Source organism: Rhizobium sp. RAF56 (assembly GCF_052113965.1).
Taxonomy (GTDB): Bacteria; Pseudomonadota; Alphaproteobacteria; order Rhizobiales; family Rhizobiaceae; genus Rhizobium.
Genome location: NZ_JBFRDU010000044.1, coordinates 23823 through 36738, shown reverse-complemented (window position 1 = coordinate 36738; position 12916 = coordinate 23823). Strand labels below are relative to the sequence as shown.

The following is a 12916-nucleotide window of genomic DNA, read 5'->3' as shown; positions in this document are numbered from 1 at the left end:
CTAAGAGGAGAGAACTCCAACGCGGATTGGTACGGCGCCGAGATTGCCGCGACGCGAGATCTGGGGGTTGAGCACATCGACTTCAGGATGTCTGCGACCACGGAATTTACGCCTCAGCGTGCTAGCGAAATCGTTGCGATAATGGAGGCAGCGCCGAAACCGATCCTTATTCACTGCCAGGGCGGTTCGGATCGAAGCGGCCTCGTTTCAGCGCTCTACAGCAATCGCATTGCCGGCGTCGCAGCCGAGACGGCTGAGCGGCAGCTTTCGTTCTACTACGGCCACGTCGGCGTTCCGCACCTATCAGCGGCCTATGCCATGGACGAAAGCTGGGAAGCGCTTGAACTTCCCGACGGAGACAGCGGACGCCATCTCGGCGGCGAAATTTCGCGCCAGGAAGAACTCCCCTCGCTCACCCGCTAGGACCAGTGGCCCCATTCCTCAACAAGCTGCTTTCTTCAGCACACAGGAATGTTTCAACTATCTTTGAGGGGCTTGAGGCAACGACCGAAGTTAGGCGGTGATGAAGTCAGCCAGATGCTGTCGTGGTTGATCTCCCCAAAATCAGGGCAGGATGAACCTCCAATTAGAGGGCGAAAAGTGATGGAACAGAGACCCCTTGCGTTGCGCGATATCACCGAACCGACCCTCGCCCTCGACTGCCACAAATGCGGTCGGCACGGTGAACTCAATGTCAAAAAACTACGTCAACGCTATTCCCCTGACTTGTCGAAGTCCTAGTCGAGATCGCGTCGCGGGATTGCAAGTTTCGAGAACGCGGCCAGACCGATCGGTGCGCGGCATTCTGCGGCCAGCTTGAGGCAATGCGGGTAGCGCCGGACGACGGTGGCAATGCCTGTGCGAAAGCAACGCGCGGAGAATAGCGATGCCGTCCAGGCGCAAGTGTCCGATACGATCAATTCACCTACGCGATCGACATCGTCGACGCTGAGGATAACCTCGCGGAACACATTGCCGGCGCGAACAACATGTTCGTCGCCAACCGCGCCTTTGAGCAGCTGCTGTTTTACCACAATGAGCGAATGATCCTGATGCTGTGCGAAGGCGGGCGGGTGATGCGTCGCGAGCACGGTACCGGCGGCTGGCATCGAGAGTTCATCGCTCGGACGTTGGGGCCGCCGGAATGAGTCGCAATAACCGGAAGCCCGAACGCATCGAGCCGGAAGAGCGCCTGATGGACATCGCCGGTTGGGAAATCCTCTTCGCCCTCTGTCAATGCAGGCGGGTCGTCGAGGTCAGCATCACGCAGCTAAAGCGGAAGTGTGGACCAGAGCCAGTATTGCCGGCGTTGGAGTCAATGCTCAGATGCGCGGAGTTTCGAGATGCTACGAAGGGCTTCCTCCTCGTGAAGATGCCGCGGTAATCGAGCCACGCGATCAGTTTCACCTAATTTTCATGTGATCTAGAAGAAAGCCTATCCGCGTTCACCCAATGGCAGCGGATAGGTAGAGCTTTGGCAAGCTCTTTGAGGCTGGCGTCGCCCCGATTAACGTCGGATCGTCGCCAGCCTCGAATGTGTTGATCTGCGCACTCGGAGTCGCATTCCGACGGGGGTGCTGTCTCAAGTTGGCCGCACCGTGGGGAATAAATATTCTCCTTCTGCGCCACGTTGGGTCGGCTAGGATGTCCGGCGAACGTTCGTCTTATGTTCTAATATCGACGGACTTCAAGGCCATGATTGGTCCGCAGGTGTGCTAAGGCTAGACACTGGTACGCTAGTCGACCGCACCTGCGTCAAGTCTTCATCCCGCCGAGGTTCTATGTGACGATCCCAAAGTGGGAGGCATGCGATGCAAATTTTGGGAGCCGTATCTGCATTGCTGCTCCACGCTGAACCTCAGCCGCAGACTGAAGCACCGCCACAGCAGACGCCGGAAGGGTGGGTGGCGAACTACATGCTGGCTGCCGATCTGGCTGAGAACTGCCGCGCGTTCTTGAAGATGCGTCTGGCGGGCAATCGTATTGGCAGTCCTGCGGATGCAATGAAGGCGGGCACCTGTTATGGTTATGTCATGGCTGCCTTCGATGCCTACGAGATCGAAGGTGATCGCGTCTATTTCGACGAGAAGATGCCAAAATTCTGCTTTCCTGCTAGCGTCAGCAACTTTAAAGCCGAGGAGCTAACCGAGATCGTTGCCAAATTCCTCAACAAGAAACCGGAGCAGCGCGTCCTGGATAGCACGTCAGCGGTACGGCGTGCACTGGCCGACAAGTTCCCCTGCCACCAGATCATCTCGCATGGCCTATTCAAGGCCGGCCAGGCGCAAGCCCTCGATGTACCTGGCGCGGTCCTCAACTCGGATGAGTGGATGGTATTTTTCGACCCAAGCAATGCTGACGTTTGGCTGGAGACGCTTGCATTCGACGAGACCCTGTCGCGCAACGTCTAGGTCGCCCGCGAGCCCTGCGGCTGCGGTGAGCGTGCGCCAGGCGGTACCAAAGTCGGGCCGAAGCTGGACCGCACGCCGCTCGGCAGTCACCGCGTCGGCGTAGCGGCACGCGACCAGATGGCATAGCCCTTCGACCGACAAGTTCGCGGCCTGCGCGTAGTCGCGCGGGCTCAGTCGACTGGCAATCTCTAACTGGCGATAGCCCTCCTCCGCAAGTCCGGCATAGCCGTAGGCGACGGCCAAAATGACGCGCGCAAATGCGAAACATGGGTTGCGCTGCAACGCTTCGTTCAGTTCTTCAACCGCCGGTCCAAAGCGTCGCGAAAATGTGAAGACATAGCCCGCGGCCAGATGTCCCCACGGGTCATCTGGATCGAGGTCGATCGCTCGTTGGGCGAGAATGAGGCCATCAGACACGCCGCGGTCGAAATCCATGTTGCCAAGCGTCACCCGCGTGGCAAAGATCCAAGCCAGCAGGCTGTGCGCCCGTGCGTAGCCGGGATCGAGTTCAATGGCTCGGTTCAGGAGGTTGATGCCGTTGTCGTCTTTTTGGGAAACCCAGGTCCAGATATAGGGCATGGCCCGCACGACGCAGCCCCAGGCGTCGAGGCTTTCCGGGGGCTTGGTCTGTAGGCGAAGATTTTCGGCAGCGTAGAGCTGGGGTTCAATCGCTGCGACAACACTGGCGGTGATCTCGTCCTGCACCGCGAAAATGTCGGCAGTAGGCCGGTCGTAGCGCTCTGCCCATATGTGGTTGTCGTTGGTCGCGTCTATAAGCTGCCCAGTCACCCGCAGCCGCTCGCCTGCCTTGCGGACGCTACCTTCGAGGACGTAGCGAACGCCAAGTTCACGAGCTACCTGGCGGATGTTAGGTGCCTTGCCCTTGTACGCGAAGGTCGAATTCCGGGCGATGACGAAGAAGCCTCGCGACTTGGACAAGGCGGTAATTATGTCTTCGGCGATACCGTCACCGAAATACTCTTGTTCAGGGTCGCCGCTCATGTTCTGGAACGGCAGGACAGCGATCGATGGCTTGCCGGGCGACGTAGTCTGCCAAACTCCGCCGGTTATGGCGGGTTGCACAAGCCGCAGCCGAAAGGCGTGGACCGGCTGTACGATGTTCCTCAGCGCCTGCTCACCTATATCTTCGAAGGTAAAGTCTACTCTTCCGGCGGCATCTTCCTGCACGCGTGCCGACACGCAAATCCCGCCGGGCTCCGCAATACCTTCCAGCCGCGCGGCGATGTTGACGCCGTCACCGAAAATGTCGCCGCCCTGCTCCACTATGTCGCCAACATTGATACCGATGCGGAAATCTATGCGTCTATCCTCAGCCTGGCCGGCGTTGCGGCTGGCCATATGAGTTTGCACTTCAACCGCGCATCTTACTGCGTCAACGACGCTCGTAAACTGAGCCAGCAATCCATCGCCGGTGGTTTTGACAATGCTGCCACCGTTCCGCACGATGCTCGGATCAAAGACGTCGCGGCGATGATCGGTCAGCCGGGAAAGCGTTCCCTCCTCGTCAATCCCCATGAGACGGCTATAGCCAGCCACATCGGCGGCGAGGATGGCAAGAAGCTTGCGTTTGGTCTGATCCGTTGCCAACCCTCAACTCCTCCGACGAAAGCCAGATCATACGCCAACTCCAAGCGGTCTGCGAGCGATGCCGCGAAGCGAGACGGTGGGCTGTGGGTTAGGCGCTGCCGCCCGTATACCACAAGCAAAAAAATTGGAGTCAATAGTGGATAGAACTTTGGAAGGAACTTTCACCTGATCGCCCCAAGCTCGATGACCGTAGAAGGAGCGGAACTATCAGATTCGCGGGTTGCTGGTGGCTTCGTTCGATAACCTCGGGCGTGCTTCTGTCGGGTGAGGTCCAGGAAGAGGGCAACCGCATCCTGCTCCCGCTCGAAATGGTGGATCAATGTCTGGCCCTTGGCGCCGATCCTGCCCCATCGCCGCGTCAGGCAAAGTTCACCGAACAGGTTGGCCTCGATCGACATTGCATAGAAGCGAGCCATGTTCTTGGCGTGGTCCTTGCGTTCCACATAGAGCTGATAGGGCTGTGCGATCATGGCCGAGATTCGCGCGTTTCGAATCTGCGGTCCAACGACATTTATGAATCGGTTTCGGGCAATCGATTCAATCTAGTGAAGCTTTCCAATGGTGAGGTGTTGGGCGATCCGCCTTCGGCGTACGGCTCTATTCGCCAAGGCGAACGAAGCCCGCAAACGGTCTTCGCCCATTCGGGTCACGATCCTCTCGCGGTCGCGGCGGTATTGATCAGTACCCGAGATAGCCGAGGATATCCGCACCATAATATTCGCCCTCCTCGTCGGGATGAGCAATGACCTCGCCGGTGGCTTCATCGACCAATGCCTTGTCATCTTCCCGGACGGCGGCCGCCACTTCGTGGATTCGGCATTCCTCGATCGCGTCTTCACCCGAAACCCGAGCCTCGCAGGCTTCCCAATATCGCATTGATGGATCCTCCCGTGTTCAGATTGGTTCGGACGAAGCCGGGACTTCGGCACGGTCAGCGCGCTGTTGAAATCTGTTCTCCCCGACGCAGGACTTCATGTCTGATCGGCGGAACCAGATCGCGCGGCCGCATCGCAATGGCGCGTTGCCGGCGGTGAAGACGATCTGCTCGTCAGCACGCATGCGAAGGACTTCGTGCGGCTGGATCAGCTGCCTGGAGGCGAGCTGTTTCGATCGAGTTCTTGACGATCCACGCGATTGAAAACTGCGACTCACCTGATCGATCTCGACCGTGGTCGTGCCGCATCGGCGCGAGATATAATCGGCGGTTTCCGGATCATTGATTGCCGCGAATGAGATCCAGCTGACGCTCTCGAACCATTTGCTGGACGCGTCGCGACCGCCGTAGGTTTCCCGTAGCTGGCCGATCGACTGATAGATCATCGTGAGCGTGATGCCATATTTTCGGCCGGCGTCGCGCGCTGTCTCCAGCTCCCGCATGTAACCGAGCCTTGCCACCTCATCGAGGAGAAACAGTGCCCGGCCTTTGATCGCCCCATCGCGATTATAGATCGCGTTGAGGAAGGAGCCAATGATGACGCGCGCCAGGCCGGAATGCGTCTCCAGCGTCTTGAGGTCGATATTGATGAAGACGTCGGTCTCGCCATCGGCCAGCGCTTCGGTGGAGAAACTTGAGCCCGACACCAGCGCGCCGTAGTTCGCATAGCTCAACCAGTGTGTTTCCTTGATCGCATTGGCGTAGACGCCGGAAAAGGTCTCGGGCGTCATGTTGACGAAGGCGGCGACATTCTCCTTCACGAAGTCGGAGGATGAATTGTCGTAGATCTCCTGCAGGCGAGCACGGAGCTTTGGCTCCGGCTCCGACAGATTGGCGCGGACCTGCCGCAACGTCTGTTGCTTCTTATCGGTATGTCCGGACAGGCAGACATCGGCGATCATCGCGGTCAAAAGCTGAAGTCCGGATGCGCGAAAAAAGTCGTCGCGGACGCCAGTCGCGCGGCCGCTGTCGCTCATGATCCAGGACGCGACGGCCGCGATATCCTCTTCCTTGCTGCCACCGTGGCGACCGATCCAGTCGAGCGCGTTGAACCCCGAGTCGGCGTTCTTCGGATCGAGGACGATCACGCGCCGGCCGGCTTTGCGCCGGTGCTCCATCACCATTGGCGCCACTTCGTTTGATGGATCGAGCACCACGAGCGAGCCGCCCCATTTGAGCGCCGTCGGGATCGTGACAGAGGTCGTCTTGAAACCACCTGAACCGGCGAAAACGATCCCATGCGATGAGCCGAACGAGCCGTCGAAGCACAACAGCGGTGCGGAACCGCCCCTGCCCCAGGTCGTCGGCTCGCCTGGCCGAAACGACGTGGCGGCTGGATCGTCCCGGTCGACACGATATCGCTCGCCGATGACGATACCGCCCGTTTCCGGAAAGATCTTTTCCGCCTCCTGGATCGTCATCCAGTCCGCTTCTCCGTGCAGGGCGCGTTTGCCCCGGATGCGTCTCGGCTCGCTTCGCGTAAATGCCGCATTTCCCATCCTCGCAACACGCAGCGCGAAGAAAGTCGCGAGCAGCACGATGCCCGCTCCTGCGATGGTCGAGGGGTCGGCATAGGACAGAAGCGTTGTTCCCGTGGGGACTTGGTCGGCAAAAGCCAGCAGGCGCGATCCCTCGCGAAGCGCTGCGACAAGGATAACGCCGAGACCACCCGCGACAACGCTCCAGCCTGCGGTCTTGACGTTGACCGATCCCCTCGTGCCGAACAGGAAGACGACGCCGCATGCCCCGGAGAGTGCATAGGGCAGTGCAAGCCCGATCCGCCCGAGTACCAGTTTCGCGTGATCCGTCGTACCGAATGCCGATAGCCAGCGCTCGATGCCCGGAACAATCAACGCGATCGCCAACATGGCAACGGCTGGAATGGCGGCAAAAAGGATCCTCCTAAGCGTCATCGGCGAATGCCTTCGCGCCGAGTTCACTCAGACGCGTTCGCTCCGCCACGTCGGCCCTGATCCGCGCGCCGGCATCGATCAGCAGCCCGAGCAAGAGCGCGCGTTTCTCGTAGCGAAGGCCTGCCTTGACGATCAGGCCGCCAAGTTCAATTTTCTCCCGCGCGTCTTTCTTCCGAGCCTCGGCCGTCGACATCTTCTGCATTCGCTCAAGCCTCAGCAGACTGGCCCGCAGCCTCGCGCGCGCCGTTCGGCGGCGTGGTCGCAGTTTCGCGCCCGTGAGCGGATTTCGTTTCTCCGCGAAACCGACCAGCGACCTCTTCGAATGCCGACAGAAGATCAGCCTCTTCTATCTCAATTTCTCCGAGCCCTGCCCGCAACGCGATCCGACCGATGCGCTCGGCGTCACGTGTTTCGGCCAGCTTGAGTTGCTCCTGCAGGCGAGCAATCTCTTCCCGGATCTTGGCGGCTGGCTTCTTCATTGGCGTCGCTTCCTCGTTTCTTATGGTCCGATGAAGACGAACCCTGCCCCGAATTTTCACCCGCTGGAAAGGTGCAATGTTGCACCTCGCCAAAGCGTCAGCATTTGGCGAATGATCCCGCCGTTCCGAAGGAGCGGATCCAAGGGCGCAATTATACGTCGCTGACGCGACGCCCTGCTCAAGGGCCCTGTCAATGGACTGGATTGGGCCAGCCGCTCTCGACGAACACATTGAAATTGTTCGATCTAGGAGCTCGTTCTCGCCGTGGCCGTTCCGCATTTCTCAGTCAGCATCGTTGCCCGCGGCTCGGGCCGCAGCGCCATGCTGTCAGCGGCCTACCGGCACTGCGCCAAGATGGAATTCGAGCGGGAAGCCCGGACAATCGATTACAGTCGCAAGCAAGGGCTGCTGCATGAGGAGTTCGTCATTCCCGAAGACGCACCCGACTGGCTGCGGTCGATGATTGCAGAACGATCGGTCTCTGGCGCATCGGAAGCCTTCTGGAACAAGGTCGAGGCATTCGAGAAGCGGAGCGATGCGCAGCTTGCCAAGGATGTGACCATTGCCCTGCCGATCGAGCTGTCCGCCGATCAGAACATCGCCCTCGTCCGCGACTTCGTCGAGCGGCACATCACTGCCAAGGGCATGGTCGCCGACTGGGTGTTTCACGATGCTCCCGGCAATCCGCACATCCATCTGATGACAACCTTGCGGCCACTGACCGAGGACGGGTTTGGCGCGAAGAAGGTCGCGGCTTTGGCACCGGATGGCAATGCTGTCCGTAACGATGCCGGCAAGATCGTCTACGAGCTTTGGGCCGGGAGCGCTCACGACTTTAACGCGTTCCGCGATGGCTGGTTCGCCTGCCAGAACCGGCATTTGGCACTCGCCGGTCTCGACATCCGAATCGATGGTCGCTCCTTCGAGAAACAGGGGATCGAGCTGACGCCGACCATCCATCTCGGCGTCGGGACGAAGGCGATCGAGCGAAAGGCAGACGGCGGGGAGGAGAAGGTCGCGCTCGAGCGGTTGGAGCTGCAGGAAGAGCGGCGTGTGGAGAATGCTCGGCGGATCCAGCGCAATCCGGAAATCGTGCTCGACCTCATCACCCGCGAGAAGAGCGTCTTCGACGAGCGCGACATCGCCAAGGTCCTCTACCGATATATCGACCATGGGGCGCTCTTCCAGAACCTGATGGCGCGGATCCTGCAGAGCCCGCAAACGCTCCGGCTCGACCGTGAGCGGATGGAACTCGTCACGGGCATTAGGGCCGCGGCCAAATACACGACGCGAGAGCTGATCCGGCTTGAAGCGCAGATGGCCAATCAGGCGATCTGGCTGTCGCAGCGATCATCTCATGACGTCAGCCGAGTGGTTCTGAGCGGCGTCTTTTCGCGGCATGACCGTCTGTCGGATGAGCAGAAAACCGCGATCGAACATGTCGCAGGTCCGGAGAGGATTGCTGCCGTGATCGGCCGCGCCGGCGCCGGCAAGACGACGATGATGAAGGCAGCGCGAGAGGCGTGGGAGACGGCCGGTTATAGGGTCGTCGGTGGCGCGCTTGCGGGCAAAGCGGCGGAAGGCTTGGAGAAGGAAGCTGGCATTGCCTCCCGGACGCTGTCTGCCTGGGAACTAGGATGGGATCAAGAGCGACACCGGCTTAATGACAAAACTGTCTTCGTCCTCGACGAGGCAGGAATGGTCTCGTCCCGGCAGATGGCCCGCTTCGTCGAAACGGTGACCATGTCCGGTGCCAAGCTCGTCCTGGTCGGCGATCCCGAGCAGCTGCAGCCGATCGAGGCCGGCGCTGCCTTCCGCGCCATTTCCGAGCGGGTTGGCTATGCGGAACTCGAGACTATCTACCGTCAGCGTCAACAGTGGATGCGCGATGCCGCCCTCGATCTGGCGCGTGGGAACGTATCGGCCGCGCTCGACGCTTATGCGCAGCGGGATATGGTGCGGACCGGTTGGACCAGGGACGAGGCGATCAATGCTTTGATCGCCGACTGGGACCACGAATACGATCCGGCCAAGGCTACCCTGATCCTCGCTCATCGCCGTGTCGATGTGCGTTTGCTGAACGAGATGGCGCGCAGCAAGCTCGTCGAGCGAGGGCTGATCGAGACCGGCCATGTATTCAGGACGGAAGACGGGACGAGGAATTTTGCGGCCGGCGATCAGATCATCTTCCTGAAGAATGAAGGGTCGCTCGGCGTCAAGAACGGCATGTTGGCGCGTGTCGTCGACGCCAAGCCGGGGAGGATTGTTGCTGAGATCGGCAATGGCGACGATCGGCGTCAGGTCGTGGTCGAACAGCGCTTCTACGCCAATGTCGATCACGGCTACGCCACCACGGTGCACAAGAGCCAGGGTGCCACCGTCGATCGCGTCAAGGTGCTGGCGTCGAGCACGCTGGACCGGCACCTGTCCTATGTCGCCATGACGCGTCACCGCGAGACGGCGGAGCTCTATGTCGGGCTGGAAGAGTTCGCGCAGCGGCGTGGCGGCGTGCTGATAGGCCATGGCGAAGCGCCTTACGAGCACAAATCGGGGAACCGCAACAGCTACTATGTGACGCTCGGCTATGCCGATGGCCAGGAGCGAACCGTGTGGGGTGTCGATCTCGCGCGAGCGATGGATGCGTCGGACGCCAGGATCGGTGATCGCATCGGCCTCAAACACGTCGGATCGCAGCGCGTCATGCTCCCCGATGGCACGGAGGTTGACCGCAATTCCTGGAAGGTCGTGCCGATCGAGGACCTGGCGATGGCCCGGCTCCATGAGCGGCTCTCGCGTGCCGGATCAAAGGAAACGACGCTCGATTATCAGGACGCATCGCACTATCGCGCTGCGCTGCGCTTTGCGGAGGCGCGTGGCCTCCATCTGATGAATGTCGCCCGCGCGATCGCACACGACCATCTCCAATGGACCGTCCGTCAATCGTCGAAGCTCGCCGAGCTCGGCGCGCGTCTCGCCGCCGTCGCGGCAAAGCTTGGCCTTGGCGGAGCGAGATCGACTGTATCGACAAGATCTGCAATCGAGGAGGCAAAACCCGTGGTCTCAGGCACGACAACCTTCCCCAGATCGATCGGTCAGGCGGTCGAAGACAGGCTCTCGGCAGACCCCAGCCTGAAGGACAGCTGGCAAGAGGTTTCCGCTCGCTTCCGTCACGTCTTTGCGGATCCGCAGGCGGCCTTCAAGGCCGTCAATGTCGACGCGATGCTGGCGAACGGAACGGTAGCAGCAACGACGATTGTGCGGATTGCCGAGCAGCCGGAAAGCTTCGGCGCACTGAAGGGGAAGACCGGTCTGTTTGCAGGAAGCGCCGAGAAGCAGGCGCGCGATACAGCACTCGTCAACGCGCCAGCCCTTGCCCGCGATCTGCGGGGCTTCATTGCGAAACGCGCGGAGACGGCCAGCCGCTATGAGGACGAGGAACGCGCGGTCCGCACCAAGCTCTCGCTCGATATTCCTGCTCTCTCTGCGTCCGCGAAGCAGGTGCTCGAGCGCGTGCGTGATGCGATCGATCGAAACGATATCCCCGCTGGTCTGGAATATGTTCTGGCCGACAAAATGGTGAAGGCCGAGCTCGAAGGTTTTGCCAAGGCCGTGTCGGAGCGCTTCGGGGAAAGAACCTTCCTTCCGCTTGCGGCAAAGACAGCGGACGGGAAGGCGTTTGAGGCAGCGTCCGCGGGTATGCAGCCGGCGCAGAAGCACGAGCTTCGATCCGCCTGGGACACGATCCGGACCGTCCAGCAACTGGCTGCGCATGAGCGCACAGCTGTGGCACTCAAACAGGCGGAAACCATGCGGCAGACCCAGACGAAAGGATTGTCGCTGAAATGACGTTTCTCATCTCCCCTACTTCGGCCGGTGGGCGTCAAAGATGCCTGGCTCTCGTTTTCCTCGCAATCTCCTGTGGCTTTGCGCTCGCAGTGATTGCCGGCGGCACCATCGGCGGCCTGCGGCTCAACACCACGCCCAGCGAGCCGCTCGGGCTCTGGCGTGTCGCACCCCTCTATCGCCCGGTTCAGGTCGATGACCTTGTGTTCGTCTGCCCGCCGGAGACCGACGCTGTTTTGCAGGGATTTGCGAGAGGCTACCTACGTTCGGGGCTGTGTCCGGGCGGCTTTGGCCCCCTCATCAAAACGGTGGCGGCAGTCGGCGGTCAGCACATCGATGTCGCCGGCGGCGTCACGATCGATGGACGGCAGATCGCAAGCTCGAACCTCGTGTCGCAGGACGGCCGGGGGCGGCCATTGCGCCCATACGAAGGAGGGACGGTTCCGCCCGGTTTCCTGTTCCTCCATTCGCCATTTCCCGGATCCTGGGACTCCCGATACTTCGGCCCGGTCCCGGCCTCCGGTGTCCTCGGTCTTGCGAAGCAGGTGCTCACCTATGCGCCCTAATTGGCTTCAACCCTTTGCCCTCGTTCTGGCTTCTGCCACGATTGGATACATTGGCTGGAGCGGGCAGGTCCTGGCCCTGCCCGCAGCAATCGCATTTCCCGCGCTTTGGTCGCTGGCACGCAGTCGTCGCACCGCCAGTGTCGTTTCAGCCGCCTATTTTTTGGCGGCCTCGCGTGGTCTTCCGCAAGGCGTGGCTGCCTTCTATCAATCGGACATCTGGCTAGGACTCATCTTGTGGCTGGTCGCCTCAACCGGCTTTGTTTTTGTTCATGTCGCGCTGTGGTCGCGTCATTCTGGGGGGTGGAAAGCCCTGCGATATACGATCGCGATGGTCCTCATTTCCCTTCCGCCCTTCGGCATTGTTGGCTGGGCGCATCCGATCACCGCGGCAGGCATTCTCTTTCCAGGATGGGGTTGGATCGGACTTGCGGCAGTGACAGCCGGTCTCGCGACTATGACAACGCGATATCGACCGGCTGCAGCCATGACCCTAATAGGTTTCTGGCTCTGGTCCGCCGCATTCTGGACCACTCCCGAGATAGGGCGGCACTGGCAGGGCGTCGACCTGCAGCTCGGAAATAGTCTCGGTCGAGATAACAGTCTTGCTCGTCATAGTGACCTTGTTGCAACGCTGCGCTTACAGCGCCGACCGGACGCCGGCAACATGCTCTTGCCTGAAAGCGCGCTCGGCTTTTGGACGCCATCGGTCGAACGGCTTTGGCGGCAGCAACTCGCCGGTGCCGATCTGAGCGTCATCGCCGGCGCGGCTGTCGTCGATCAGGAAGGATATGACAATGTTCTGGTTCGCGTCTCGGCCAGCGACAGTGAGATCCTCTATCGGGAACGCATGCCGGTGCCCGGCTCGATGTGGCAGCCCTGGCTGCCATTGATCGGAAGAAGCGGCGGGGGCCGAGCGAACTTCTTCGCAAATCCGATTGTGTCCGTCGGGGACCGGCGCGTGGCCCCGCTCATCTGCTACGAGCAACTGATCATCTGGCCCGTCCTGCAGTCGATGCTTCATGGTCCAGACCTCATCATCGCCGTCGGAAACGACTGGTGGACCAAAGGGACATCAATCATCGCCATTCAGCGCGCCAGCACGCAAGCCTGGGCACGGCTGTTCGACAAGCCCCTCATTATGTCTTTCAACACCTGATCTTCG

Annotated in this window: 11 protein-coding genes and 1 pseudogene; 5 read left to right on the top strand and 7 right to left on the bottom strand. The window is 60.6% G+C overall.

Annotated elements, in window-relative coordinates:
- Window positions 1–423 (top strand): tyrosine-protein phosphatase (locus AB4048_RS25175; protein ID WP_442204721.1); only part of this gene is annotated, 423 nt, incomplete at its 5' end.
- Between the two features lie 314 nt (window positions 424–737).
- Here the strand turns inward: AB4048_RS25175 and AB4048_RS25170 are convergent.
- Window positions 738–1091, bottom strand: a complete 354-nt coding sequence (locus AB4048_RS25170) for a hypothetical protein (RefSeq protein ID WP_442204720.1) — start codon at window positions 1089–1091, stop codon at window positions 738–740.
- A gap of 720 nt (window positions 1092–1811) precedes the next feature.
- Between AB4048_RS25170 and AB4048_RS25165 the strand changes: the two genes are divergently transcribed.
- The gene (locus AB4048_RS25165) at window positions 1812–2411 is read left to right on the top strand and encodes a Rap1a/Tai family immunity protein (protein WP_442204719.1); all 600 of its coding nucleotides are present in this window, start codon (window positions 1812–1814) and stop codon (window positions 2409–2411) included.
- Between the two features lie 1134 nt (window positions 2412–3545).
- On the opposite strand, the pseudogene AB4048_RS25160 reads toward AB4048_RS25165, so the two are convergent.
- From AB4048_RS25160 to traC, 6 genes and pseudogenes are all read right to left on the bottom strand, one after another.
- Window positions 3546–4019, bottom strand: a pseudogene (locus AB4048_RS25160) (adenylate/guanylate cyclase domain-containing protein); the annotation flags it as partial.
- Window positions 4020–4180: 161 nt separating this feature from the next.
- The gene (locus AB4048_RS25155) at window positions 4181–4489 is read right to left on the bottom strand and encodes a WGR domain-containing protein (RefSeq protein ID WP_442204718.1); all 309 of its coding nucleotides are present in this window, start codon (window positions 4487–4489) and stop codon (window positions 4181–4183) included.
- 208 nt (window positions 4490–4697) lie between these two features.
- Window positions 4698–4895 (bottom strand): hypothetical protein, encoded by a 198-nt coding sequence (locus AB4048_RS25150; RefSeq protein WP_442204717.1) that lies wholly within the window; start codon window positions 4893–4895, stop codon window positions 4698–4700.
- Window positions 4896–4913: 18 nt separating this feature from the next.
- Window positions 4914–6866, bottom strand: coding sequence for a Ti-type conjugative transfer system protein TraG (gene traG, locus AB4048_RS25145; RefSeq protein WP_442204716.1), 1953 nt, complete (start codon window positions 6864–6866; stop codon window positions 4914–4916).
- Complete coding sequence (gene traD / locus AB4048_RS25140) at window positions 6856–7068, bottom strand: conjugal transfer protein TraD (protein ID WP_442204715.1); 213 nt, start codon at window positions 7066–7068, stop codon at window positions 6856–6858. The genes traG and traD overlap by 11 nt, the downstream gene beginning before the upstream one ends.
- A gap of 4 nt (window positions 7069–7072) precedes the next feature.
- Window positions 7073–7345, bottom strand: coding sequence for a conjugal transfer protein TraC (gene traC, locus AB4048_RS25135; protein WP_442204714.1), 273 nt, complete (start codon window positions 7343–7345; stop codon window positions 7073–7075).
- Between the two features lie 264 nt (window positions 7346–7609).
- Here traC and traA point away from each other — a divergent pair, with 264 nt between their 5' ends.
- The 3 genes from traA to AB4048_RS25120 are packed head-to-tail and all read left to right on the top strand — an operon-like array spanning window position 7610 to window position 12910.
- On the top strand, window positions 7610–11191 hold the full coding sequence (gene traA, locus AB4048_RS25130; RefSeq protein ID WP_442204713.1) for a Ti-type conjugative transfer relaxase TraA: 3582 nt from the start codon (window positions 7610–7612) through the stop codon (window positions 11189–11191).
- Complete coding sequence (gene traF, locus AB4048_RS25125; protein WP_442204712.1) at window positions 11188–11754, top strand: conjugative transfer signal peptidase TraF; 567 nt, start codon at window positions 11188–11190, stop codon at window positions 11752–11754. The genes traA and traF overlap by 4 nt, the downstream gene beginning before the upstream one ends.
- Window positions 11744–12910, top strand: a complete 1167-nt coding sequence (locus tag AB4048_RS25120; RefSeq protein WP_442204724.1) for a conjugal transfer protein TraB — start codon at window positions 11744–11746, stop codon at window positions 12908–12910. The genes traF and AB4048_RS25120 overlap by 11 nt, the downstream gene beginning before the upstream one ends.
- Window positions 12911–12916: the final 6 nt, after the last annotated feature.